Genomic DNA, 24,374 nt, shown 5'->3' with positions numbered 1-24,374 from the left:
CAGCCGGGGGAGCCGGCGCCGGTGGATGATCTCCAGCAACCGTGAGTGACTTGTGACGTTGGTAGGGACGTGAGCCCGGAGCACGCTGTCACAGGCATGGTCTACGGTCGGCACGTGCGTGAAGAGCCTGCCCCGCCGCTGTCCGGCGACGATCCGGAGCCGGCCGCGCCCGACGGCGCGGCGATCGCGCCGGGGTCCGGCGCCCCCCAGCCCACGGACGGGGACGTCGCGCAAGCCGCGGGCGGGGGCGTCTCGCCGGGTGGGGACGCCGATGTCGCGGACGGGAAGTTCAAGGTCAAGCTGCACAACTTCGAGGGCCCGTTCGACCTGCTCCTGCAGCTGATCGGCAAGCACAAGCTGGATGTCACAGAGGTCGCGCTGCATCAGGTGACCGACGAGTTCATCGCCTACATCCGGGGCATGGGCGACGACTGGGACCTCGGCGAGGCAAGCGAATTCCTGCTGGTCGCGGCCACCCTGCTGGACCTCAAGGCGGCCCGGCTGCTGCCGTCCGCCGAGGTGGAGGACGAGGAGGACCTGGCGCTGCTGGAAGCGCGCGACCTGCTCTTCGCCCGGCTGCTGCAGTACAAGGCGTACAAGGAGGCCGCCGCGCACCTCGCCGAGCTGGAGGGGATCGGCGCGCGCCGCTGGCCGCGCTTGGTCGCGCTCGAGGCGAGGTATGCGGAGGCGCTGCCCGAGCTGGTGCTCGGCATCGGTCCGCAGCGGCTGTTCAAGCTGGCGCTCAAGCAGTTCACCCCGAAACCGGGGCCGCCGCAGGTCTCGATCGCGCACATCCACCAGGTGCGGGTCAGCGTCCGCGAGCACGCCGAGCTGCTGCGTGACCGGCTGCGCCGGGCCGGAGTGGCCACGTTCGGCCTGCTCGTCGCGGACTGTGAAAATACCCTGGAGGTGGTGGCGCGGTTCCTGGCGCTCCTGGAGCTCTACCGGCAGAACCTGATCGACTTCGAGCAGCCGGTGTCGCTGGACGAGCTGACCGTTCGCTGGATCGGTGGTGACCAGGAGGCCGAGCTGACCGTCGACGACTACGAGGGCAGTCCGGAAAAGATCGCCGACAATCCGGACCGTCCGGGTGGCGTGGGGTCCGACGAGGGTGGGAAGCCGCACGGTGTTCCGGACGATCCGCCCGCGCGCGAGCTTGACTCGCCCGGCCCGGTTGGCGATCTTGACGGGGGCGACGAGGCGGTCCTGGAGGAGAAGCAGTGAGCGACGAGCGTCAGGATTCCCTGGCCGCGCAGATGGACGCGTGGGTGCCACCGTGGGAACGCAAGCGCGAGGAGCCCGACCGGCACTTCCAGGCGGAGACCGCTGAAGATCAGAATCCGATGGCGGGGTACGGCGACGAGCGCGCGCCCGGAGCGGCCGCGGCCGCCTCGGGCGCTGTGGACTGGCCTCAGGAGCTGCCGGGTGAACAGGAGCCGGAGCCCACCGAGGTCGAGATCGAGCCGGAGCTGCCGCCGCCCGACTCGGTGGAGGAGGCCGCCGAGGAGGACGGCGAGCCGGAGGCCACCCCGGTCGACGAGCCCGCCCCCCGTTCCGACGCCTATCTGGCCGGATACCACGACACCGTGGGACATTTCCCCCAGGAGCCCGCCACGGATGTCGCGAAGGTTGCGGACGTCACGCCGAGCCTCCCGCCGGTGCCCGCGCCGCGGCGGGAGGAGGCCGCCGGCGGTGACGGCGAACGGCTCCTGGACGACGCGGAGTTCACCGCAGCCCTCGAAGCGATTCTGCTCGTCGTCGACGAGCCCACCAGCGAGCTCAAGCTCGCCGAGGTGCTGGAACAGCCGGTCGAGCGCGTCGCCCGCACCCTCGACGACCTCGCCGCCCGCTACACGGCGGCCGGCCACGGTTTCGACCTGCGCCGGGCGGCTGGCGGCTGGCGGCTCTACACCCGTCCGGAGTACGCGGCGTACGTCGAACGGTTCGTCCTCGACGGCCAGTCCGTGCGCCTGACCCAGGCCGCCCTGGAGACACTCGCCGTGGTCGCCTATAAGCAGCCGGTAACCAGGTCGCGCATCTCGGCCATCCGCGGTGTGAACTGTGACGGCGTCATGCGTACGCTGGTCACTCGCGGCCTGATCGAGGAAGTGGGCACCGAGCCGGAAACCGGGGCATATCTGTACCGGACCACCTCTCTGTTCCTGGAGAAGCTCGGCCTGAACTCGGTCGATCAGCTGCCGCCGCTGGCCCCGTTCCTGCCCGACGATGTGGAAGAAGTGCTCGATGCCTCAGGCTGACACCGCCGAACGCCTTCAGAAAGTCCTGGCCTCGGCCGGTGTTGGATCCCGGCGTGCCTGCGAAGACCTGATCTTCCGGCGGCGCGTCACGGTCAACGGCCGGATCGCCAAACTCGGCGACAAGGTCGACCCGGCGACCGCGGAGATCTACGTCGACGGGCAGCGGGTGATCACCAACACCAAACTCGTCTACGTCGCGCTGAACAAGCCGCGTGGCGTGGTCTCCAGCCTCGACGACGAGAAGGGCCGCAGCGAGCTCGCCGACTTCCTGCAGGACAACTTCGAGCAGCGGCTGTTCCACGTCGGCCGGCTCGACGCCGACTCCGAGGGCCTGCTGCTGCTCACCAACGACGGCACCCTGGCGCACAAGCTGATGCACCCGTCGTTCGGCGTCAGCAAGACCTACCTGGCCGAGGTGGTCGGCCCGCTGCCGCGCAGCGTCGGCCGGGCGCTGCAGTCCGGCGTCGAGCTGGAGGACGGCCCGGCGAAGGTGGACGCGTTCCGGCTCGTCGACGCGATCGGCAAGACCGCGCAGGTGGAGATCACCCTGCACGAGGGCCGCAAGCACATCGTGCGGCGGATGATGGACGCGGTGGGCCACCCGGTGACCCGCCTGATCCGGACCGCTGTGGGCCCGATCCGTCTCGGCGACCTGCGGCCCGGCGGTTTCCGCCACCTGTCGAACGCCGAGGTCGCCGCTCTGTTCAAGGCCGTCGGCGACGAGGCCTGACGCCGCCGGCCTCCCTTGACCGGACGGGGCCGGACGCCGGCATCCTCTAGCAGCCTCTAGCAGAGGATGCCGGCGCCCGGGTCGCTCTCGCTGGCGTACGGCTTGACCACCGACATCTTCGAGATCGCCGCGTTGCCGCCGAGCGGCTTGAGCGGCGTGCAGTCGAACTGCCGGTCGACGACGCTGAGCCGGAACGACTCCGGCATGTTGTCCTCCTCGAGGCCGGCGAGCACCTCCTGGTTCGCCGCGTAGGCGGTCTTCGCCTCGGCGAACGCCTCGGCCTTGCTGACCATGCGGATCGGGCTGTGGCCGGGCAGCTTCTCCAGCACCTTCTGGATCTCGTCCTTCTGCTGCTGGCTGGTGCCGTCCTTGAGGATCACCACCATGGTGTACTTCGCCTCGGGCACCTGTCGCCACCCGTTCAGGTAGAGCCCACCGGCGGCGGCGCCGGCCCCGGCCAACAGTGCCACCAGCGCGATCACCAACGGCAGGCCCCATCCGCGCCGCTTCTCCGGCGTGGCGGTCGCATCCGTGGCATCCGTCGCGCCGGTCCCGGCCGGCGTGGCGGGCGAAGCCGGCGGGGCCGGCGAGGCGGGCGACGGCGTCGTCCCGGGCTCTTCCGGGGAAAAGTCACTCACGATCGCGGAACCTTACCGGCCCGTCGCTACTCATGGGTATCCTCGCCGCGCTTTTCGCACTCCGGTGACCGCACTCGGTAGGGTTCCGGTCGTGCTGGTGATCCCGGAGGGGCTGCGCGCCTCCCATCTGCGGTACTTCGGGGCCTCGACCGCGGACTGGATGGCCGGGTTGCCCTCGCTGGCGCAGCGCTGCCTGCGGCGCTGGGATCTGCGGCTCGACGGGACGCCCGCGCACGGCGCGGTGGCGCTGGTCGTGCCGGTGCGGCGGGCGGACGGAACCGGCGCGGTGCTGAAGCTGCAGCCGGTCGACGAGGAGACCGCGGGGGAGCCGATCGCGCTGCGCGCCTGGGGCGGACGCGCAGCGGTGCGGCTGCTGGAGCACGACCCCGGGACCGGCTCGATGCTGCTGGAGCGGCTGGACCCGGGGCGTACGCTCGGCTCCGTCGAGGATGTGCGGGCCGCCCTGCGTACGCTTGGTGAGATCCTCGCCCGGTTGCATGCGGTCGCCGCGCCGCCCGGCCTGCGCTCCCTCGCGGGCCTCGCGTCGTATCTGCTGGAGCGCGCGTCGCGCGCCGTCCCGCTGCTGCCTGATCCGGCCGACCGCGCGTTGGCACGCAGCTGCGCCGCGGCGCTGCGCGAGGTGCTGCCCGAGCCCGGTGACCGGCTGTTGCACTGGGATCTGCACTACGACAACGTCCTGGCCACCCCGGACGGCGCGGGCTGGGTGGCGATCGACCCGAAACCGCTGGGCGGCGATCCCGGGTTCGAGTTGCTCGCCGCCCTGCACAACCGGTTCGACGCGGCCGACGTGGCGTACCGGTTCGACCTGATGACCGAGGTCCTCGGCCTGGACCGGCGGCGCGCCGCCTGCTGGACCCTGGCCCGGGTGCTGCAGAACCTGGTCTGGGCGGCCGAGGAGGGCGCCGAGAACTGGTCCGCCCACCCCGACCGCGTGATCGCCGAGGCGCTGCTCGCCCGTTATTGATCGAGGAAGGCGTGCAGGGCCGCGTTGAAGGCGGCCGGCTGTTCCAGGTTGGGCAGGTGTCCGGCGCCGTCGACGACGGTGAGCATCGAGCCGGGGATCAGGCGGTGCATCAGCTCGGCGTCGGACACCGGGGTGAACTCGTCGTCACGGCCCACCACGATCAGTGTCGGCACCGTCACCGTGGTCAGCAGCTTCTGGTAGTCCGGCCGCTCGGCGCGGCCGCGCAGGGCCGCCGCGGCGCCCTCCGGCGAGGTGTCGAGCATCATCGCGTGCACGTGCTCGGCCACCCGGGGCATCGCCGGCACGTTGTACGACGCCATCATCTTCGGCAGGTTGGCCGCCGCGTACCCGCTCATCCCGGTGGCCAGCAGCTCGTCGGCGACCCGGTTGCGGTGCGCGCGCCCCTCGGGGGTCTCGCCCTGCGGGAAGGTGTCGGCCAGCACCAGCCCGGCGATCCGCTCCGGGAACAGCCGCCAGCACTCCATCACGATCTGCCCGCCCATCGACAGGCCGCCGAGCACCACCTCCTCGTCGATACCCAGGTGGTCGATCAGCGCGAACGTGTCGCGGGCGAAGGTCTCCAGGGTGGTCAGGCCGGGCACCACCGTGCTGCGGCCGTAGCCGCGTAGGTCGGCGGTGATCACCCGGTAGCCCTCGGCGGTCAGCACGGGCACCTGCGGCCACCACATCGAACGGTCGAACGGGTGGCCGTGCACCAGCACGAACGCGGGCCCGACGCCCTCGTCGTCGTAGCCGATGGTGATCCCGTTGATGTCTGCCGTGCGAGTCATGGCCACACCGTAGAAAAGCCGCCGGCGGATTGGGAAGATCCAATATCGGCGGGATGGACTCCCGGCGCGGGTGGCCGTCAGTGCGCGAGGAGTGCGCGGGACGTCCGCCGGAGCGTTATCCGATCGATCTCGGTGTACGGCTTCCGGCTGCCGGGCAGGGCGTCGGCGAGCGTGCGTACGGTCAGGGTGGTGCTGGCGCCGGCCGCCGCGGGCGGTTCCACGTCGACAGCGATGAACGCGTACCCGTCATAGCGCACCTGCGACCAGTCCACCGACTCCGGCACCCGCCCGCCGGTCGGCGCGCTCTTGCCCTTCTTCGGGCGGCCCTTGTCCTTCTTCCAGAAGTAGCTGTTGGTCACGACCGTGGAGGTGTTCTCCTTGCCGTCCGGCTTGTGCCCGCGGTACCGCTCGCCCTCGGGCAGCTTCTGCTCGCCCTTCGGGGTCACCCCGGCCGGCGCGGGGGCGTCCGCGCCGGGCGCGGGCCGGAACGGATAGCGCGGCCGTCCGCCGGACCCGACGCAGATGTAGATGGTGCCGTCCTCGGCCGGCTGCACGGTCGCCCCGTCCGGCGCGGACTTCGTGCGCCGGCCGTGCCGGATCGGGTCGGTCCGCTCGAAGAGGTGGTTGTGCCCCTGCACGGCCAGGTCCACGTGGTACTTGGTGAACAGCGGGTCGACAGCGGCGCGGACCCCGCCGTCGGAGGCGTGGTTGTGCGCGGTGGAGAACGCGCACTGGTGGAAGAACACGACGATGAAGTCCACCCCCGAGCCGGCCCCGCGCCAGCGCTTCAGCGTCTCGGTCAGCCAGGCGACCTGCGCGCCGCCGGAGTACCCGGTGTTCGACTGCAGCTCCCAGGAGAGCTCGTTGGCGTCCAGCGAGATCAGGCCCACGTTGCCGTAGACGAAGCGGTAGACCGACGGGCAGCCCTTCGGGCCGGTGTCCGGGAAGTCCAGGCGCTGCACGTGCCCGCCGTACCCGTGGGTCGGGCTGCCGCCCAGATAGGTGGTGTCGCCGTAGACCGGTTCCATGTCGTGGTTGCCGGTGGCGAACATCCACGGTGTGAAGGCGGCCTGCGGTTCGATCTGATTGAGGAACACATCCCAGACGTACGGGTTGTACAGGTTCTTCCCGACCGGGGCCCGCCTGGTGGCGAACACCGTGGTGTCGTCGGCCGGCAGGCCGGTCCCGGACGGGTTGGCGTAGCAGATGTCGCCGGCGAGCAGCGTGAACGCCGGGCGCTGGGTGTCCATCAGCCTCGTGATCGTGGCGGCGGGCGTCCGGTCCCGGCCGTGCTTGCCGGCGATCGGGTCGCCCGGACTGTACGCGTTGTTGTCGAAGACACCCTTCGGCCAGGCCGGCACGGGTTTCTTTCCCCAGGCGTAGGCCGGGTCGACAGGCGTGGTGTTCGTGCCGACGTCGGCGAACGCGGTGAAGGTGAACGGCTTCGCGGCGGCCGGCGCCGTGGTGAAGTGCGCGTCGCCGGTCACCGTCCCGTCGGAGAGCCGCACCCGGTAGTGGTGGACGGTGCCCGGACGCAGCCCGGTGACGCTCGCCTTGGCGTAGAACTGGCTGCCGACCGGGCCGCCCGGGATCGCGTACTGGCCGGTCAGGTGGCGGATCGAGGCCTCCACCCGGGTGCCGTACCGGCCCGGTGCGTCACCGACGTCGACGAACGCCCGCAGCCCACCAGGGAGCCTCCCGGTCCGGCTGACCAGCTGGGCGGTCACCGCCATGGCGTTCTTGGGGACGTCCCCGGCGCCGGGCACGAAGGACAGGTGTCTGCCGGAGACCACCACTCCCGCGGCGCCGGCCGTCCCGCCGCCCGCCGCGAACGCGCGCTGGGCCAGCCGGAACTGCGCGGCGGCGTACCCGCTCAGGCCGGTCGCGGCCGCGGCGAGCAGCAGGGACCGGCGGCTGACCGGCGCTCGGGAGAGCTGCTGGTGATTCCACTCGATGAACTCGTCGACCGATAACGTCACATATAGAAAGCTAATCCGCTTTTAGCTGCTTTTTCTGGATCTTCCCTAATGCGTTACGGGGCAGGCTGGGCACCAGGTGCACCACCCGCGGCCGCTTGTGCGCGGCCAGGCGCTCGGCGACGAAACCGATCAGCTCCTCCGGCGCGACCGGATCGGCCACCACGAACGCGGTGACCTGTTCGCCCAGGTCGAGATGCGGGGTGCCGATCACTGCCGCCTCGTGCACCGCCGGGTGCAGCAGCAGCGCGTCCTCCACCTCCCCGGCGCCGATCCGGTACCCACCGCTCTTGATCAGATCGGTGGAGGCGCGGCCGACGATCCGGTGCCAGCCGTCCGGGCCGATCGTCGCCACGTCCCCGGTCGGATACCAGCCGTCGATCAGCTCGGCCGGCCGGACGCCGCCGTCCCGCAGATATCCGTCGAGCAGCGTCGGACCGCAGACCTGCAGATTGCCGATGGTCACCCCGTCGCCGGGCAGCGGGTTGCCGACCTCGTCGACCAGCCGGGTGCGAATGTTCTCCAGCGGCAGGCCGACGTGCCCGGCGCGGCGTTCGCCGCCGGCACGGGCGCTGACCGTGATCAGGGTCTCCGTCATGCCGTAGCGCTCGACCGGGGCCTGGCCGGTCAGCTCGCGCACGGCGTCGAAGACCGGGACCGGCAGCGGCGCGCTGCCGGAGACGAGCAGCCGGGCGGCCCGCAGCTCGCGCGCCTGCGCCGGAGCGGCGGCGATGCGCGACCAGACGGTCGGGACGCCGAAGTACATGGAGCCGGGGTTCCCGGCGTACGCCGCGGGGGTGGGTCTGGTGGTGTGCCGCAGTGGCGAACCGATCCGCAGGGGACCGAGGACGCCGAGGACCAGACCGTGCACGTGGTAAAGGGGCAGGCCGTGCACCAGCGTGTCGTCCGGCGTCCACTGCCAGGCGCCGGCGAGCGCGTCCAGGTCGGCGGCCAGCGCCGCGCGGGACAGGACGACGCCCTTCGGCGCGCCGGTCGTGCCGCTGGTGTAGAGCACGAGACCGGGAAGGCCGGGGTCGGGCTCCGGCGGCACGCTGCCGGCCGTGCCGCGGCTCGCGCTCACCGATTGCGTCGGTACGGCGCAAGCCCCGCCCGCCCCGGGATCGTCGGACAGGATCAGCTCGGCGCCGGAGTCCCGCAGGATGTGCGCGCGCTCCAGCTCGCCGGCGTCCGGCGGGATCGGCACGACGGGGACCCCCGCGAGCAGGGCGGCGGTCACCGCGACCACGGTCGGCAGGGCCGGCACCGCGTGCACCGCGACGATCCGGCGCCCGGCCAGCTCGTTCGCCAGCGCGGCGGCCCAGCCGAGCAGTTCGTGGCGGCCGACCCGGTGGTCACCGGTGACGACGAAGTCGGCGCGGTCGGCTTCGTTTTCGCTGAGCAGCGCGGCGAGCAGAGGCATGGCTGGATCATGCCAGGGTTACCGGCCGGGCCCATCCCGCGTGGGGCGGTTCTTTTCCTGCGCGGGATGGGCTGTCCGCGGGCCGTTCTGTCTCACGCCGGCGGGCGGGGTGTTATTCGGTTGCGACCGCCGGGTGAGCCGGGGACGCTGGTCGCCATGACTCACTGATGCCTCCACCCCGGGTCCTTCTCTCTTCCGCGGCTTCCGCGGCGCTGCCGCCTGCCGTCTTCTCCTGTGGAGCATCTGTTTTGTCTGCGACTGTCTCTGTCTTCGCGTCCCCGTCCAGCTGGATCGAGTCCGGCGCGCTCGACCAGTGCCACCAGGTGGCCGCGCTGCCCGGCATGCGGCACGTGGCCGGCATGCCCGACCTGCACCCGGGCAAGGGCGCGCCGATCGGCGCCGCCATGACCTCGTCCGTGCTGTACCCGTTCCTGGTCGGCTCGGACATCGGCTGCGGGATCGCGGTCTTCCCGATCCGGCTCAAGCGCCCCGTGCCGGAGAAGCTGGCCGCCCGGTTCCCCGATCTGGACGTCCCGGACCACTCTTTTTTCGACGAGGCCGACGTGCCGGCCGGCTGGACCGACAGCCTCGGCACCGTCGGCCGCGGAAACCACTTCGCCGAATTGGCCCGTGTCGGCACCGTCTTCGATGCTGAGCACGCCGCCCGGCTCGGTCTGTCGGCCGGTGACCTCGTGCTGATCGTCCACAGCGGCTCCCGCGGCCTGGGGGAGCGGATCCTGCGGGCGCACACCGAGGCGCACGGGGCCGGGCCGGCCGCGGACCCGCAGGCCTACCTGGCGGCACACGACGACGCGGTGCGCTGGGGATCGCTGAACCGCCGGGTGATGGCGGCCCGGGTGGCCGACGCGCTCGGGGCCGCCGCCGAGCCGCCGATCGTCGACGAGTGCCACAACTCGGTGGAGGTCCGGGACGGGCTCTACCTGCATCGCAAGGGCGCGGCGCGGGGGGACGGCCGGGACGTCCTGGTGGCCGGGACCCGGGGCACGCCGTCGTTCCTGGTGGCCGCGCACGCCGGGGCGGAGGCCGGCTTCTCGGTCGCGCACGGGGCGGGACGCAAGATGTCCCGGGCCGATGCCCTGCGGCGCGGCAAGGTGAAGCACACGGTCGAGGAGCTCCGGCGTACGGCGGTGGGTTCGGTCGTGGTGTGCGGGGACCGTCAGCTGCTGTTCGAGGAGGCGCCGGGCGCGTACAAGCGGATCGAGCAGGTGATCGGGGATCTCGTCACGCACGGGCTGGCGACCCGGGTGGTGAGCACGGTGCCGCTGGTGACGTACAAGACGGCGGGCGTGCCACCCATCGCGAGCCGGCGCCGCTCCGGGCGCGGCCCGCAGAGCCTCGCCACCACCCCGTGACACCACCCGCCGCGGCCCGCCGCCGCAAACCTGCCCGTCTCCGCTCGCCCTCCGGCCCCTCCCATCGGCGATCGAACTCCCCCGACTGGCCCTGTCCCCGCCGGACTGGATCTGTCAGGCTCGATGGGTTGCCTGTGGACCCTTGGGGGTGTTCGTTGAGCGAGACCTCTCGCCCGGAGGAGCGGCCGGAGCAGCAGTCCCGTCCCGAGCCGCCCCGGCCGTCCCCGGTCGCTCCGGAGCAGCAGTCCCGTCCCGAGCCGCCCCGGCTGTCCCCGGTCGCTCCGGCCGGCGGATCTCGCGGCGAGGCGTTCGCCCCGCCGCAGCCGACGCCCGGCCGCGACGCACTGCCGTCCAGGATCGCCTCCGGCCGCGGCGAGGCCGACCCGTTCAGACCGGTCGTGCCCACCCGGGCCCCCTCACCCGCGCAGGACGAAGAGCCCGCCACCGCGCCGTCCTCCATCGAGATGCTGATCTTCCACCCGGGCTCCCGGGCACTCCGCACGAACCACTCCCACCCGGTACCTGGTGACCACCCGGCATCTGGTGACCACCCGGCACCTGGTGAGCAACCGGCGACCGGCGACGATCAGGCCGGCGACCTCCCGTCGGTGATCCAGTCGCCCCCGCGGGACCCGTCAGCCACCCGGCGGCCGGAGCCCGCCGCCCCGCCGGCGCCGCGACCCGCTCCCACCCTCTCCGCGGCCGACCACCTGCGGACGTTCGGCCTGCTCCGCCTGCTCCGCCAGGCCGAACTCGAAGAGCGGGGCTTCGACGTGGAGGCCCGCCTCCAGCGCAGCTACCGCCTCCGTTTCTCCAGCGCCGGCTCGGTCCGCCCGGAGTACCACACCGCCGTCCTGAGATCCGCCGACCGGGACCGCACCCGGACGTACGGCCTGGGCGTGATGTTCCCGCCCTACACCGTCCACGCCGGCACCTCGACCGGCCTCCCGCACACCGTCGGCGACAACTGCGAGCTCACCCAGGTCGACCACGTCCACGTCCGCCGGGCCGAGGTGCCCCGGGACGATGCCCTCCGCTCCGCCCCGATCCGGGAGATCCTCGCCCAGGCCCGTCCCGACCAGGACAACTCGAAAACCGTGCGGGCCCTGCGCGCCGCTCTGGCCACCGAACTGGAGACGCCACGCCTGGAGGGGTCCGTGCGCCTCGCCGTCGAAACGCGCCCGCTGCTCGGCGGCGGCCAGATCCGCTGGGGAAGGCGCGCCCACTGCGTCACCTCGCTCCACGAGGCACACACGGTCGTGCTGGGCGACGACGCCATGACCCGCCTCGACGCCCGGTTCGTCGTGGAACGGACCCTGATCCCGGCCGGTCTGCTGCTGGCCGCCGACGAGTCCCTGGCCCGGCGCTACGTCGAGCTGGTCGCCGATCCGCACGACGACCCCGCCGCCCTGGCCGCCTTCCTCAACGACCTGGTCGCCGCCGCGGCCGCCACCACCGGCGAGAACCTGCTCGGCCACGCCGACGGCCTGGCCACCCAGCAGCCCACGCTGCTCGGACTGTTCGGCCTGGTCTCAGCGACCGAGGCGACCAGCATCCTGCTCACCGTCCCGGACGGGCTCTACGCCGACCTCGGGTCCGCCCTGACTCAGGCCGCCCCCTCCCACCTCTGACACCCGGCTGGGCTCCTCGGCGACGTGCCGCACGCCACCGCACAGGGCGACGGAGGTGAGCAGCAGGACGAACATCGACCGCCGGCGGACGGCGGCCGGGTGGGACGGATGGCGGGGATGCATGGCTGTCCTCGAAGGTAGGAGATGTCTGTTTCGTCTCCTACGCTATGTCCATAATTGTGACCTTTCCAGAGATAAAGATCCGTTCTGCCGGGACAGCGGAGCAGGGACGGCCACTCGTCGGCCCCACCCCGCCGGTCCGGTTAATCCCTTCGTGTCGGCCTCTCGGCGAGAGCGCTGAGCCGGTAGCGTCCTTCCTCCGGTTGACCACCTGAGGAAGGACGCTACCGACCTGGCCGGCCCGCCACGATCCAGCCCGCGTTAGTCATCGGGGTAGTGCCAGCTCTACCCCGGATCCAGATCCACCGCTTTCCGGTACGACGTCAGCGGGTCACTTGCGCGCGGCCGGAGCCGAAGTGGCGGCTCCGGCCTCCTCCGCGCCCTGCTCGTCCGCGCCCTGGTCGCCGGCGCCCTGCTCGTCGGCGCCCTGGTCGCCGGCACCCTGGTCACCGGCGCCGGCCGCGACCACGGCCTTGGCGTCGGCGAGCGCCAGGCACGCCTGCAGCAGGCTCGCCTGAGCCGAGGTCACCGCGGCAGCCGCGGCGTCGTTCGCCGCCGCGCCCTGCTCGCCCGCGTTCTGGTCGTCCGCGGCGCCCTGTTCACCGGCGTTCTGGCCCTCGGCCTGCTGACCCGCCTTGCCGCCGGGCGCCTTGCCGGCGGGCGCCTTGCCGCCCTTCAAGTTCTTCAGGTACTTCTTGGCCAGCTTCTTGTTGTCGGCCCGGTTCTCCGCGGCGCTCTGCTGCGCGGCCTCGCCGGCCTGCTCCCCGTCGGCCGCCGCGGCGTCGGCCGCGAACTGGTCGCACGCCGCCTCCAGGGCCTGCGCCGAGTCCACCGCCGCCTCGCCGGCGCCCTGCTCCTGGACCGGCTTGAGCTCCTCGCCGTCGCAGACCACGCTCCCCGCGTCGACCCGCAGCTCCGTGCACCGCGAGACGTCGAACTGCTGACCGTCCACGCTGACCAGATCGGCCGCCTTGGGTTCCGTGCTCGCGTTGGCCAACTGGACCCCGGCCACTCCGGACACCACCAGCACCCCCGCGACCACCACCGCGCCGATCGCCTTCCGCCGGTTGCCCAAGTTACGTCGGTACGTGCGCGACCTCATGATCACTCCTCGTCGTTGGACGTCGATGTTCACCGGTTGGGGGGCCATACGGGGCCGGGAGGGCGGCCGGTTCAACGCGGTTCCGCCGGCAGCCCCCCGGCGGGAACGGATCATGGAGTGATCGCGCAGGTCAGAGCGGTGCCGGAGAAAGTTGGAAAAATGTGCTCGCATCGAGCAATCGGGTGGCGCGGTAGGACCGGAAACGGTCAGTGCGGCAGGATCACCGGCATGGATCCGGTGCAGGTGGCACGTGAACTGACCCGCGAGCGTTTTCCGGCCGCCCGCTGGGCGATGCTGACCGGCAGCGTGGTGGGGCCACACCGGACCGCCGGATCAGATCTGGACATCGTGGTGCTCGACGAGACGGACCCGGGGCACCGCGAGAGCCTGCGTCACGCGGGCTGGCCGGTCGAGTTCTTCGTCCACACCAGGGAGAAGCTCATCGGGTTCCTGGACACCGAACGCGCCCAGCGCAAGCCGAGCACGCATCGCATGCTGGCCCAGGGGGTGATCCTGTTCGGAGATCCGGGGGATCTCCCGGCCCGGTGCGCTCAGGTCCTCGCCGACGGGCCGGGGCCGCTGAGCGTCGAGCAGCGCGACTGGCTCCGTTACGGCCTGACCGACGGCCTGGACGATCTGCGGCACGCCACTGATCCGGGCGAGCGGGCCGTCATCGCCACCGGCCTGTGGACCGGCGCCGCCGAGGCGTTCCTGTCGCTGGCCGGCCGATGGGTGAGCGGCGGCAAATGGCTGCTGCGCGAACTGCGCGAACAGGACCCGGCATTCGCCGGCCGCTGGCTGGCCGCCCGGGACGACCCGGCCGCGATCGCCGCCGAAGTCCTGGAATCCGCCGGCGGACCGCTCTTCGACGGATACCGGGCCTGAGAACAATTCGCCGGGTACGCCCGTCGCCCGTCCCGCCACGCGGAAGTCGGGCGGCCTCCCGCGTACCGGACAGGGCTGTTTCTCAGGGCTGTTTCCCGATGTTTCGGATACTTCTGGGAACCCGCCGGGGAGAGCGCACGGTCAACGGCGCCGGGAGAGGGCCACGCCGAGCAGGGCGACGGCGCCGCCGGCGACCGCCAGGAGATGGGGAGTTTCGGACAGGACCGGCCAGGCGAGGAGGATGGTCAGCGGCGGTACGAGGTACGTGGTGACCCCGAGCCGGCCGGCGTTCATGTGGGTGAGCGCGTAGGCCCAGGTGCCGAACGCGAGAGCGGTGGGGACCAGCCCCAGATACACCACGCCGGCGATCGACCCGGCCGGCGCCGACCGCAGGTCGCCGATCAGCCCGCCGGTGAACGGCAGCGTGGCGATCATGCCCACGACGCAGGACATCTGGGTGACCTGCAGCGCGGGCAGGCGGCGCAGGGCCGGCTTCTGCAGGGTGACGCCGACCGCCCAGGCGGCCGCGGAGATCAGGCAGAGCGCCACCCCGAGCGGGTCGGCGGCGCTCCCGCCACGGCCCGCGAAGCCGATCAGGAGCACGCCGCAGAACGCCACGCCGGCGCCGGTCAGGAGGCTGCGGGGGAAGCCCTCGCGCAGGAACAAGCCCGCCAGGATGGCGATCAGAATCGGTCCGACGTTCACCAGCATCGCTGACGTGCCGGCGTCCAGGCGCTGCTCGGCGGCGTTCAGGGCGACGTTGTAGACGCCGAACCAGACCACGCCCACGCCGGTCACCAGCGCCCATTCGCGGGCGGTCGGGCGGACCCAGCCGCGGGTGACCAGCAGGGCGACGGTCAGGGCGACGGCGCCGGTGGCGAGGCGGCCCAGGGCGAGCGGGCCGGCGCCGAAGTGGGCGTGCACGGCCCGGATCGCGACGAAGGCGGACGCCCAGGCCACGACCGTGGTCACGACCGCGGCGAGAACGGCGAGGGATGGGCGGACGCGAATCTCGGGCACCGCGGAGACGGACATGGGGCCACCGTAGAGGTATGACGGTCCAGCGGCCGCCGCGCCGTCGTGTGACGCGTGGCGCCTCGCCGGAAAGGTGTGCCGCCCGCTGCATTCGGCGGACTTTTTCGTACCACCGAACAATGTTTTCGGGCGATATCCGTGGCGATTACCGAAAGCGTGCCGGAATCCTGGGACCATGCGGCATGACCGTTCTGCGCACGGTGCACACCGCCGACCTGAGCCCGAGTGACCGCAGCCGGATCCGGGATCTGCTCGACGACGCTTTCGAGGGCGGTTTCGACGATCACGACTGGGATCACGCGCTCGGCGGCCAGCACATCCTGATCTCCGTGGACGGCACCCTGATCGCACACGGATCGGTGGTCCAGCGTCGCCTTCTGCATCGAGATCGGTCGCTGCGATGCGGTTATGTCGAGGCGATGGCGGTACACCGGGCGCATCGGCGGCGCGGATTCGGCTCCGCGGTGATGACCGAGGCGGAGCGGATCATCGACCACGGCTACGCGCTCGGCGCCCTCTCCGCCTCAGCCGCGGGACTCGGCCTCTACCTGGGCCGGGGCTGGCGCCGGTGGCCCGGCGGAACGGCGGTGCTCGCCCCGTCCGGCGTCGTGCGCACCGCCGGCGAGGACGACAGCACACTGATCCGCCCGGTGGCCGGCTTCTCATGGCACGAAACCGCTCCGCTGATCTGCGACTGGCGCGACGGCGACGTCTGGTGACGCCGCCGCCCGGGAACGGCCGCCATCCGGCGTTCCCTCTCCGGAACCGGCAGAGCCGGATCGGCGGCGGCCGAACCGCGCAGTTCCGGGTCGTCGAGCGGAGCGACGCATCCGGCGGCGCGAAGTCAGGCCATCGGCGCTGCGCCTGCGGAGAACGTCTCCGGGCTGTGCCCGCGTACGTCAGGCCCCTGACGGATCGACGTGAATGCCGGCGTAGGCGGAAGAATGCGCAGGCCACGCGAGGGATTCACCCGATCGGTGCGGGGTTCGCCGCTCCGGTAGGCTGGATGGGACCTGCCGCGGCCGTACCCCTCAATCGACCAGGACCGCAGCGGGCCGTGACCGGCCCGCTGGTTTCCGGGTCTCGCCGCAGGTCAGCGTCGCCGCTGGATGGGGGCCTGTCGAATTACCGGCAGGTAGCGTGGGGTCGAGCCCCAGGTTCGTCGGGAGACGCGGCGGCGGGCACAATGGGAGGGTTGTTGCCGCGGTGACGTCAGGAGGAACGGTGGCTCTAGAGGTACGGCCGGAGAGGTGCGTCGTCGCGGTCGACGGCCCGTCCGGCTCGGGCAAGTCCACCGTCTCCCGGCGCCTGGCCATCGCGGTCGGCGGCGTCTACCTGGACACCGGCGCGATGTACCGGGCGGTGACCTGGGCGGTGCTGCAGGCGGAGGCCGACCTGGCCGATCCGGACGCGATCGCCAAGATCGCCCTGGAAACCGAACTGTCGATCGGCACCGATCCGGTTGCGCCACATTTCGCCGCGAACGGGACGAATGTCGACGAGCCGATCCGCGGTCCCGAGGTGACGGCCGCGGTCTCCGCCGTGGCCGCGGTGCCGGCGGCGCGCAGGCATCTCGTGCTGCTGCAGCAGGCGATCATCGCGGCGCACCCGCGGATCGTCGTCGAGGGCCGCGACATCGCGTCGGTGGTCGCGCCCGACGCCGACCTCAAGGTCTACCTGACCGCGTCGGCCGCCGCCCGCGCCGCTCGGCGCAGCGCCGAGGACGCCACAGACGTGGCGGCCACGCAGGCGGACCTGGCGCGCCGCGACGAACTGGACTCCAGCCGCGCCACCGACCCGCTGCGCCAGGCCCCCGACGCCATCGAGGTGGACACCACCGGAATGGGCATCGACGAGGTCGTGCAACATCTTCTGACTCTGCTGAACAGCAAGGTAAGTAAGTGACTGACTTTCCCGCCGGCCTCGACGTCAACGATTTCGAGGGCGGGTTCGACTTCTCCCCTCCCGACTCCGGTTCCGCCGAGGAGGAGTCCTTCTCCGGACCGATCCCCGTCGTGGCCGTCGTCGGCCGCCCCAACGTCGGCAAATCGACGCTGGTGAACCGGATCATCGGCCGCCGCCAAGCGGTCGTCGAGGACGTTCCCGGCGTCACCCGCGACCGCGTCCCCTACGACGCCCAGTGGAGCGGCAGGCGATTCACCGTCGTCGACACCGGCGGCTGGGAACCCGATGCCCGTGACCGCGCCGCGGCGATCGCCGCCCAGGCCGAGATCGCGGTGCAGACCGCCGACGTGGTGATCTTCGTCGTCGACGTCACGGTCGGCGCCACGGACGTCGACGAGGCCGCGGTGAAGATGCTGCGCCGCAGCCACAAGCCAGTGATCCTGGTCGCGAACAAGGCGGACAACCAGAACCTCGAACTCGAGGCGGTGTCGCTGTGGTCGCTCGGCCTCGGCGAGCCGCACCCGATCTCCGCGCTGCACGGCCGCGGCTCCGGCGACCTGCTCGACGACATCCTCGACGCGCTGCCGCCCACCCCGCCGGTGACCGAGGGCGGACCGCGCGGCCCGCGCCGGATCGCCCTGGTCGGCCGCCCCAACGTCGGCAAGTCCAGCCTGCTCAACCGGATGGCCAAGGAGGAGCGCGCGGTCGTCGACTCGGTCGCCGGCACCACTGTCGACCCGGTCGACAGTCTGGTCGAGATGGACGGCGAGATCTGGCAGCTGGTCGACACCGCGGGCCTGCGCAAGCGCGTCCACCAGGCCTCCGGCACGGAGTACTACGCGTCCCTGCGCACCGCCGGCGCCGTCGAGGCCGCCGAGGTGGCGGTCGTGCTGCTCGACTCCTCCGAGGTGATCAGCGAGCAGGACCAGCGGGTCATCTCCCAGGTGATCGAGTCCGGGCGCGCCTTGGTGATCGCGTTCAACAAGTGGGACCTGGTCGACGCCGACCGCCGGATCTTCCTGGACAAGGAGATCGACCGCGACCTCAAACGGGTGACGTGGGCCGTCCGGGTCAACATCTCCGCCAAGACCGGCCGCGCGGTCGACAAACTGGCCCCGGCGATCCGGCGCGCGCTGGCATCCTGGGAACAGCGCATCCCGACCGGCGCCCTGAACCAGTGGCTCACCGCGCTGACGCAGGCCACCCCGCACCCGGTACGCGGCGGCCGCGCCCCACGCGCCCTGTTCGCCACCCAGGCCGGCGTGGCCCCGCCCCGCTTCGTGCTGTTCACGACCGGCCCGTTCGACGCCGGGTATCTGCGCTTCATCGAGCGGAAGCTCCGGGAGGAGTTCGGCTTCGAGGGCACACCGATCGAGCTGTCGGTGAAGCCGCGGAAGAAGACCGGGCCGGGGGGCCGTGGGAAGGCGCATGGGTAGGGTTGGTAAGCTTTAGGAGATGTCGCGCCGGGCTGGGGTTCGGGGCGGGATCGGGCTGTAGCGCAGCTTGGTAGCGCACTTGACTGGGGGTCAAGGGGTCGCAGGTTCAAATCCTGTCAGCCCGACGCAGGTCAGAGGGCATATCCCATCGAAGGATATGCCCTCTCTGCATGCCTGGGTGACTAACTGGGTGACTAAGCCCCAGGAGTCTCCTCCGGACCGAAGATCCGGTCCATGGCCACCGCCCCGTTGAGCAGAACCGGGCGCAGTTGGTGGCGGTAAACGGACTCGGTGATCGAGGTGCCGGAATGCCCACACAGGTCGGCGATTTCCTCGATGCTCATGCCGTTGTCAGAGAGCAGCGAAACAAAGCTGTGCCGCAATTCGCGCGGGGTCCATTCGGCCGGGTTCATTCCCGGGACGGCCGCGATGATCGAGCGGAAGGCTCGCAGCACGTTATGCCGGTCGAGCTGGGTCCCGGCCTTGCTGGCGAAGACGAAGTCGTCCGGTCCGGGGTCGCCCTGCGCGGCGCGGTGCACGGTGAGGACACGGACGCAGCGGATGGGTAGCGCGAGCGAACGCCGAGACCTTTTGGTCTTGGTGTCGCCGTGGGCGCGTACGGAGTGCCATACGTGGATGGCCGGGGGAATGGGCGGGTCGACATCGGGCCGTCCGGCCAGGTCGACATGTTCCCATGTAAGAGGACGTAGTTCCTCGGTGCGTGCGCCGGTCAACAGCGACAGCACGACGTAAGCGTGCAGAGAGCTGGACTCGGCAGCGACCAGGAGCGCTTTGGCTTGGTCGTAGGTCAGGGACTTCGAGGGCCTGCCGCCGGTGCCGTGCGGCACGGTGCACAGCTCGACGACGTTGCGCATCACCTTGTTCCGGGCCATGGCCCGTTTGACGGCGCGGTTGGCGATGGAGTGCAGCAGCCGCAATGTGCGGGTGCTGAGCGTCTTGGCCTTGTCGGCAAGCCACTTGTCGATGTCCGTGGCGCTGAGGTCACGTAGCTTGCGTGCGCCGATCGCCGGTATGACGTGGTTGTTGGCCAGCACGGTGTAGTTCTTGACGGTTTCGCCGTCGATGCCGGTGAGTCCGTAGGAGAGCCAGTCGGTGACGGCGTCGGCGACCGTGAATGCGGTCGTGGCGATCGACAGGCCGTCTTCGTACTCTCGGATCTTCTGCCGGAGTTTGATGTTGGCTTCGGTCTTGGTCTTGCCGCTTGCCTTACGGACAATGCGTTTACCGGCCGGGGTGTATCCGACGGTGACCGAGGCGATCCAGCGTTGGCGCTGCTCGTCCCAGTGTAACCCGCCGTCTCCACGGCTGCGGCGTTTGGTCATGCGGCGACTCCTTTCCCGCTTTCCTGTTCGAGCAGGTCCACGTAGGCGATGATGGCGCTGGCGGGAACCAGCCGAGTCCGGCCCTCCTTGACGGTGCGCAACCGTCCAGACCGGATCAGTTCGTAGATGACGGAACGGCTCAAGCTCAACATCCGCATGGCTTCCGGAATGCGGTAGAGCGCCTTCTGGGTGATGCCGTCCAATGGGGTGACTCCTCCTCCGCGACTTCGATCAGGCAGCGTTCAAGGCGACGGGCAGGGATTGGCTCGCTTCGTGTGCGAGTTCCTCCCGGCCGATTGCTTGTCGCTCGCGGGCCTGGGCGGCAGCACTGTTCGCGAGGAGGGCATCGCCGGTGGTGTGCCAGCCGACGCCGGCAAAGGTCAGGGTGCCGACGATGAGGATGGTCTCGTCGAGGTGGTCGACGGTTCGAACGGTAACGCCGGCGGTTTCAGGTTCGGCGCGGCGGAACTCGATGCGGGTCTCGCGCAGTAGGCGGAAGGTGACGGAGTAGCGGCGGGCTTTGGTGAGGAAGTGACCGCCGAAGCCGAGCATGTGTGCCCACCGGCGTAGCCGTGCATACGGGGTGGTGGGGTTCGGGGTGCTGTGGCGTTTGGTGTCAAGGCTGGCTTGACGGTCGGCGACGCAGCGCGGGCAGGCGGCGTACCGGGTGCGGGTGCCGCATTCGGGGCAGTCCCAGGGCGTGTCGAAGGGACGCCTTTCGCCGGGTTCGGGGTGGCGTACGGGTCGTTCAGCGAGGGACTGGGGAGTGTGGGTAGGGCGGCCGAGGTCCCAGCAGGCGTCGATGAGCCGGGCGATGTGGTCGCCGTCGGGGTCGGCGTGCTGGTCGATGGTGTCGGTGGTGATGCGCATCGAGTTGTGGCCGGTGATCTCGGTGCTTTTGGTGGCGTACTTGGCGAGGTATCCGGCGACCATGCTGTCGGTGACTTCGCCGGTGCCGGTGAGGCTGATCGGGCGGATGTCGATCTGTTCGCCCCAGCCGATCGGCCAGCCGTCGCGCTGGTCGGGATGTTGCGGGGTGGTGAAGTCGATGCCGGTGGCGGCGTGGAGCGCGTCGACCAGGTCGCCGATGCCGATGCCGGACGGTGGCGGGACGATGCGGGTGGGGTCGCCGGGGTCGATGCCGTCGAGGCGGATCAGGGCGTGGAAGTGGACCGCGCCGCGGCGTTGCATCTCGGCGGCTTTGCCGTGGGCGAGCCGGACCGGTGGGATACGGCGGACTCGGTTGCCGGTGGTGATTTCGTGGAACGGGATGCCGCGGGCTTTGCAGAGTTTGGCGAGGCGGCGTTCGGCGTCCTGCTTGGTGCGGTGCCACAGTTCGCCGGAGAACAGGTTCCACACGACGTGGTGGTCGTGGTCGTAGCAGTCGAGGCACAGGGGTTGGCCGAGTTGGGGGTCGCCGGGTTCGTGGCGTGTCCAGCAGACGGCCGGGGTGTTGTGCGGGCAGAGGCCGGTGTCGCGGCGGGCGTGGCAGGGGTCGGGGCGGCAGGTGCAGCGGTTGCGGTCGCGGCAGGTGTGGTTGCGCACGTGTCGGGTGTGGACGGCGCCGAATGATGGTGCGGTGAGGGTGACGAAGGCGGCCGGGTGCCGGGCGACGGTGGCCGGGACGCCTTTGCCGCCGATGAGTCCCGCGCGCAAGATTTGGTAGGCGTCGCGCTGGTAGGTGTGGGCGCAGGAGGGGCAGACCGTGGAGCGCCGGTTGCCGCAGGCTTTGTAGATGACGGCGTCGGGGAGCTGGTCGGTGTGCCGGGAGTCGAGCAGGCGTCCGGTGGTGGCTTCGATGGTGTCGAGGGTGCCGGTCAGCCGGATCGGGCGGGTGCAGCCGGCGGCGGGGCGGATGTGGGTGAGCCAGTCGAAGTAGCCGGGCTGCGCGGCGCGGGTCAGGGCTTGACCGGCGGCGGTGTAGCCGGGCGCGGGTGGTGTCCAGGCGTCGGCGTTCGAGCCCGCACCCCGGGCAGAGTGATCCCGGGGTGCGAGGTCCAGCGTCGACGTGCTCATGTCAGGCAGCGATCCCGCTGGTGGGGTGCTGCGGGCCGTGGTGGCCGACGAATGTAGTGGTGATGCTCCGTTCGATGACGGTGACCTGGCAGGCCGGGCACTGCCGGTGGTGGGGTTCGTGACGGCCGCAGTCGATGATCGCGGTGGTGTCGCCGCAGCGGATCGTGTGCGGGTTGCGGCAGGGGCCGCCGTCGACGATGGCGACGATGGTGCGGCGCGTGTCGAACGGGTGAGGTTCGGGGTCGGCCGGGCAGGTGTGGGTGATCTGGTGGATGTCGACGTGGATGAAGGTCATCGGGCACCGCCGGTCAGGGTCGGCGTGTTGCCGTTGATCCGGGCCGTGGTCGGGTTGGTGGCGCGGATGGTGGCGATGAGGCTTGCGGCGACGGCCGGGGTGATGTTGAGCCGCAGGGCCAGTTCGTCAGCGGTGATGGGCTGGCCGGTGGTCTGCTCGTGCTGGACGATCGAGAACCGGGCCGTGGGCAGCAGGTGTGCCGGCGCTTCCGGGACGGGTTGCGATGCGGCCGGCTGTTCAGCCGAGACCGGGGTCAGCCCCGTAGCCGGGGCCGGGGCTGTCGTGGTGTTGGTGTGCGCCGGTTCCGGGGTGGCCGTGGGGTTGTTGGCCTTGATTTTATTGACGGCGGTCATGAGGTCGGCGGCTTGTTTGTCGATGGCGGTGAAGTCGGGCCGGATGCGTCCGGCGACGAGTTCGACGCCGATGACCAGGACGACGACCAGCGCGAAGACGATGCGCATGCCCAGGTCGCCGGGGGCGGCGAAGTTGACGGTGGCCGAGAGCAGGGCGGCGCCGATGAAGACGGCCATGGCCCAGCGCTTGGCGTCTTTGACGATGCCCGGGGTACGGACCACGATCAGCATGGACACCATGGCGGTGTCGAAGATCGCCGGGGGTAGGTAGGCGAACAGGCCCGCGCCTTTGCCGGCCAGGTAGTGGGCCTGGTGCAGGTAGCTGGTGATGAGCGCTCCGATGAGGGTGGCCCGGTTGTAGCGTTTGACGCTGTCGATGGCCTTGAGCATGTTAGGTACGGCGCTCTTGGCGTACTCGATGGCGAACTGTTCGGTAAGGCTGTGCCCGTCCGGGCTGCCCGTGGGGGGCTTGTCCGCAACCGGTGTCCGGTTCTTGCGGGAGAGTTTCATCGGATGCCTCCGTCGTTGGTGACGGGGATGACCGCGATGACACCGCAGCAGTGGCTGCACCAGACGGCGGACAGGCCGTCGTCGAACAGTTCGTTGATGCGGTCGTCGAGGGTCTCGTATTCGGCGGGGAACAGCGACAGACCGCCGCATTCGTCGCACCACCGTTGGGTGGGGCAGAGGGAGAGAACGGGACCGAGGTCGGGGTGGATTCCGGCGGGGCTCATGCCGCCGAGGCACCACAGGCAGTTGTCGGCGGCCAGGTGCGCGCCGAGGTCGATCAGGCTCATCGCGAGTACTCCTCGGGCAGCGAGGTGGACAGACGTTTGCCGGTCAGGTCTTGGAGTTGGTTGTCGGTCAGGACGTCGAGTGCGGCGGGGTTGCCGTAGCGACGACGGCGCAGCAGCGGCCGGGTGACAGCGGCGCTGGGACACAGCGGTGCCGTGCGGCTGTACTGGTGTCCGCAGGCCGGGCAGGTCAGAGGGACCGGAAGCTGTTTCGGTGTGTGGTCGGCCCAGATGGCGACCAGATCCGTGATGGTCAGGTTCATGCCGCCGGTCACCAGCCGACGATCCAGGCGAGGCGCGGAGGTGGTCATTTGTCGCCTCCCCACCGCTGGTGGGCGGCCTGGCGGGAGATGCCGAGCCGGTCGGCGATCTCGGCCCAGGAGTAGCCGTGGGTGCGTAGGCCGGTGACGGCGTCGCCGATGGCCTCGTCGAGTAGGCCGGACAGGTTGACCATGTCGCGCAGGGCTTCGACGTCGCCGGTGGCGACGCGCTTGGCGAAGGCGCGGATGATGCGCCGGACGAAGGCGGCGTACTCGTCGTTCTCGACGACGTCACGGCGGCGCGGCTTGGGCGGCCGGATGTCCCCGGTAGCGGTGTTGAGTGTCAAGGCGGTGTTGACGGGGAAGGCGCTCACCGGGCACCTCCGGTGAGGTGGGTACGGTCCCAGTCGTCGGCGGCGTCAGTGAGGGTTTCGATGACCTCATCGAAGGTGCGGCCGGCGTAGTCGTTCCAGTCACCGATCACGTCGATGGCGCTGGTCTCGTAGTAGCCGACCGGGGTGTACTCGAGGTCGAGCCAGGCGGCGAAGACGCGCAGGGCGCGGATGGCGGTGATGGTGTCGGGGTCCTCGTCGCCGTCGAGGGTGCAGATGCCGGAGGCCAGGCAGCGGCCGGTAGCGGCGGTCATGATCGCGCCGGAGGCGCAGGCGGGCGGGAACGGCCCGGTGGTGTCGGCGATCAGGTCGTAGAACTGGTGCTGGGTCCAGCCGTGGTGCTGGAGGTAGACGGCGGCGGCTCGCAGCAGCGCGGCCGGGGTTATCACCGGATCGATGTCGGATGAGGTGGTCGGTTGGCGGGTAGGCTTCATGGCAGCCACGTCCTTCCGAAGGGCTGTTGGTGGGTGGTCGGCAGAACCCGCGTGCTTGCAGGCTGGTGGGGTTCTGTCGACCGCTTCCGTTATGCGGTTGTGCGTCCCGGTGCCGTCGAGCGGCGGGAGCGGTGTGCTCGTGTGTGGGCGACGGTGAGCGCCAGGGCGAGCACGGCGACCGGTGCGGGGTGCCGAGTGAGGT

At 71.0% G+C, this 24,374-nt stretch carries 25 protein-coding genes and 1 tRNA gene; 11 read left to right on the top strand and 15 right to left on the bottom strand.

Going from position 1 to position 24,374, the window contains the following annotated elements:
- Positions 1–96 precede the first annotated feature (96 nt).
- The 3 genes from Asi03nite_RS11125 to Asi03nite_RS11115 are packed head-to-tail and all read left to right on the top strand — an operon-like array spanning position 97 to position 2,988.
- The gene (locus tag Asi03nite_RS11125) at positions 97–1,224 is read left to right on the top strand and encodes a segregation and condensation protein A (protein WP_203678673.1); all 1,128 of its coding nucleotides are present in this window, start codon (positions 97–99) and stop codon (positions 1,222–1,224) included.
- A complete protein-coding gene (scpB, locus tag Asi03nite_RS11120) occupies positions 1,221–2,258 on the top strand; it encodes an SMC-Scp complex subunit ScpB (RefSeq protein WP_203678669.1) in 1,038 nt (345 codons plus the stop codon). The genes Asi03nite_RS11125 and scpB overlap by 4 nt, the downstream gene beginning before the upstream one ends.
- Positions 2,227–2,988 (top strand): pseudouridine synthase, encoded by a 762-nt coding sequence (locus Asi03nite_RS11115; protein WP_203678667.1) that lies wholly within the window; start codon positions 2,227–2,229, stop codon positions 2,986–2,988. The genes scpB and Asi03nite_RS11115 overlap by 32 nt, the downstream gene beginning before the upstream one ends.
- Positions 2,989–3,044: 56 nt before the next feature.
- On the opposite strand, the gene Asi03nite_RS11110 is transcribed toward Asi03nite_RS11115, so the two are convergent.
- On the bottom strand, positions 3,045–3,626 hold the full coding sequence (locus Asi03nite_RS11110) for a permease-like cell division protein FtsX (RefSeq protein WP_203678665.1): 582 nt from the start codon (positions 3,624–3,626) through the stop codon (positions 3,045–3,047).
- A gap of 91 nt (positions 3,627–3,717) precedes the next feature.
- Here Asi03nite_RS11110 and Asi03nite_RS11105 point away from each other — a divergent pair, with 91 nt between their 5' ends.
- Positions 3,718–4,611 carry an aminoglycoside phosphotransferase family protein gene (locus tag Asi03nite_RS11105; RefSeq protein ID WP_203678663.1) on the top strand — a complete coding sequence of 298 codons (894 nt, stop codon included), beginning with the start codon at positions 3,718–3,720 and terminating at the stop codon, positions 4,609–4,611.
- On the opposite strand, the gene Asi03nite_RS11100 is transcribed toward Asi03nite_RS11105, so the two are convergent.
- The 3 genes from Asi03nite_RS11100 to Asi03nite_RS11090 form a co-directional block, all read right to left on the bottom strand.
- On the bottom strand, positions 4,605–5,402 hold the full coding sequence (locus Asi03nite_RS11100) for an alpha/beta fold hydrolase (RefSeq protein ID WP_203678661.1): 798 nt from the start codon (positions 5,400–5,402) through the stop codon (positions 4,605–4,607). The genes Asi03nite_RS11105 and Asi03nite_RS11100 overlap by 7 nt on opposite strands.
- A 77-nt stretch (positions 5,403–5,479) precedes the next feature.
- Entirely contained in the window at positions 5,480–7,381 is a 1,902-nt protein-coding gene (locus Asi03nite_RS11095; RefSeq protein WP_203678659.1) for a purple acid phosphatase family protein, read from the bottom strand.
- A gap of 10 nt (positions 7,382–7,391) precedes the next feature.
- On the bottom strand, positions 7,392–8,798 hold the full coding sequence (locus tag Asi03nite_RS11090; protein ID WP_203678657.1) for an acyl-CoA synthetase: 1,407 nt from the start codon (positions 8,796–8,798) through the stop codon (positions 7,392–7,394).
- Positions 8,799–8,965: 167 nt separating this feature from the next.
- Here Asi03nite_RS11090 and Asi03nite_RS11085 point away from each other — a divergent pair, with 167 nt between their 5' ends.
- Positions 8,966–10,171, top strand: coding sequence for an RNA ligase RtcB family protein (locus tag Asi03nite_RS11085; protein ID WP_203678655.1), 1,206 nt, complete (start codon positions 8,966–8,968; stop codon positions 10,169–10,171).
- Between the two features lie 155 nt (positions 10,172–10,326).
- On the top strand, positions 10,327–11,802 hold the full coding sequence (locus Asi03nite_RS11080; RefSeq protein WP_203678653.1) for a hypothetical protein: 1,476 nt from the start codon (positions 10,327–10,329) through the stop codon (positions 11,800–11,802).
- A 451-nt stretch (positions 11,803–12,253) separates the two neighbouring features.
- On the opposite strand, the gene Asi03nite_RS11075 is transcribed toward Asi03nite_RS11080, so the two are convergent.
- A complete protein-coding gene (locus Asi03nite_RS11075; protein ID WP_239102603.1) occupies positions 12,254–13,024 on the bottom strand; it encodes a hypothetical protein in 771 nt (256 codons plus the stop codon).
- 228 nt (positions 13,025–13,252) lie between these two features.
- Between Asi03nite_RS11075 and Asi03nite_RS11070 the strand changes: the two genes are divergently transcribed.
- Positions 13,253–13,909 carry a nucleotidyltransferase domain-containing protein gene (locus Asi03nite_RS11070; protein WP_203678649.1) on the top strand — a complete coding sequence of 219 codons (657 nt, stop codon included), beginning with the start codon at positions 13,253–13,255 and terminating at the stop codon, positions 13,907–13,909.
- Positions 13,910–14,050: 141 nt separating this feature from the next.
- Here the strand turns inward: Asi03nite_RS11070 and Asi03nite_RS11065 are convergent, their stop codons facing one another.
- Positions 14,051–14,944, bottom strand: a complete 894-nt coding sequence (locus tag Asi03nite_RS11065) for a DMT family transporter (RefSeq protein ID WP_203678647.1) — start codon at positions 14,942–14,944, stop codon at positions 14,051–14,053.
- Between the two features lie 182 nt (positions 14,945–15,126).
- Here Asi03nite_RS11065 and Asi03nite_RS11060 point away from each other — a divergent pair, with 182 nt between their 5' ends.
- The 4 genes from Asi03nite_RS11060 to Asi03nite_RS11045 all read left to right on the top strand — a co-directional run bounded on the left by Asi03nite_RS11060 (position 15,127) and on the right by Asi03nite_RS11045 (position 18,410).
- Entirely contained in the window at positions 15,127–15,663 is a 537-nt protein-coding gene (locus Asi03nite_RS11060) for a GNAT family N-acetyltransferase (RefSeq protein WP_203678646.1), read from the top strand.
- Between the two features lie 505 nt (positions 15,664–16,168).
- A complete protein-coding gene (gene cmk / locus Asi03nite_RS11055; RefSeq protein WP_203678645.1) occupies positions 16,169–16,849 on the top strand; it encodes a (d)CMP kinase in 681 nt (226 codons plus the stop codon).
- Positions 16,846–18,285 (top strand): ribosome biogenesis GTPase Der, encoded by a 1,440-nt coding sequence (gene der, locus Asi03nite_RS11050; protein WP_203678644.1) that lies wholly within the window; start codon positions 16,846–16,848, stop codon positions 18,283–18,285. The genes cmk and der overlap by 4 nt, the downstream gene beginning before the upstream one ends.
- A 51-nt stretch (positions 18,286–18,336) precedes the next feature.
- Positions 18,337–18,410, top strand: a tRNA-Pro gene (locus tag Asi03nite_RS11045).
- A 69-nt stretch (positions 18,411–18,479) separates the two neighbouring features.
- Here the strand turns inward: Asi03nite_RS11045 and Asi03nite_RS11040 are convergent.
- Genes Asi03nite_RS11040 through Asi03nite_RS11000 form a run of 9 tightly spaced genes read right to left on the bottom strand, consistent with a single transcriptional unit; the run spans position 18,480 to position 24,172 of the window.
- The gene (locus tag Asi03nite_RS11040; protein WP_203678643.1) at positions 18,480–19,628 is read right to left on the bottom strand and encodes a site-specific integrase; all 1,149 of its coding nucleotides are present in this window, start codon (positions 19,626–19,628) and stop codon (positions 18,480–18,482) included.
- Positions 19,625–19,831 (bottom strand): helix-turn-helix domain-containing protein, encoded by a 207-nt coding sequence (locus tag Asi03nite_RS11035; RefSeq protein WP_203678642.1) that lies wholly within the window; start codon positions 19,829–19,831, stop codon positions 19,625–19,627. The genes Asi03nite_RS11040 and Asi03nite_RS11035 overlap by 4 nt, the downstream gene beginning before the upstream one ends.
- A 28-nt stretch (positions 19,832–19,859) precedes the next feature.
- Positions 19,860–21,644: a replication initiator gene (locus Asi03nite_RS11030; RefSeq protein WP_203678641.1), complete on the bottom strand. Its 1,785-nt coding sequence runs from the start codon at positions 21,642–21,644 to the stop codon at positions 19,860–19,862.
- 1 nt (position 21,645) lies between these two features.
- Positions 21,646–21,939 (bottom strand): hypothetical protein, encoded by a 294-nt coding sequence (locus tag Asi03nite_RS11025; protein ID WP_203678639.1) that lies wholly within the window; start codon positions 21,937–21,939, stop codon positions 21,646–21,648.
- On the bottom strand, positions 21,936–22,802 hold the full coding sequence (locus Asi03nite_RS11020) for a DUF2637 domain-containing protein (RefSeq protein ID WP_203678637.1): 867 nt from the start codon (positions 22,800–22,802) through the stop codon (positions 21,936–21,938). Before Asi03nite_RS11020 ends, Asi03nite_RS11025 begins: the two co-directional genes overlap by 4 nt.
- Entirely contained in the window at positions 22,799–23,089 is a 291-nt protein-coding gene (locus Asi03nite_RS11015) for a hypothetical protein (RefSeq protein ID WP_203678635.1), read from the bottom strand. Before Asi03nite_RS11015 ends, Asi03nite_RS11020 begins: the two co-directional genes overlap by 4 nt.
- Positions 23,086–23,397, bottom strand: coding sequence for a hypothetical protein (locus tag Asi03nite_RS11010; RefSeq protein WP_203678633.1), 312 nt, complete (start codon positions 23,395–23,397; stop codon positions 23,086–23,088). Before Asi03nite_RS11010 ends, Asi03nite_RS11015 begins: the two co-directional genes overlap by 4 nt.
- The gene (locus tag Asi03nite_RS11005; RefSeq protein WP_203678747.1) at positions 23,394–23,693 is read right to left on the bottom strand and encodes a hypothetical protein; all 300 of its coding nucleotides are present in this window, start codon (positions 23,691–23,693) and stop codon (positions 23,394–23,396) included. Before Asi03nite_RS11005 ends, Asi03nite_RS11010 begins: the two co-directional genes overlap by 4 nt.
- Before the next feature lie 23 nt (positions 23,694–23,716).
- On the bottom strand, positions 23,717–24,172 hold the full coding sequence (locus tag Asi03nite_RS11000; RefSeq protein WP_203678632.1) for a DUF6197 family protein: 456 nt from the start codon (positions 24,170–24,172) through the stop codon (positions 23,717–23,719).
- Positions 24,173–24,374 lie beyond the last annotated feature (202 nt).

The organism is Actinoplanes siamensis, from assembly GCF_016862395.1.
Lineage (GTDB): Bacteria > Actinomycetota > Actinomycetes > Mycobacteriales > Micromonosporaceae > Actinoplanes > Actinoplanes siamensis.
This window is presented reverse-complemented; position numbering and strand designations above follow the sequence as displayed.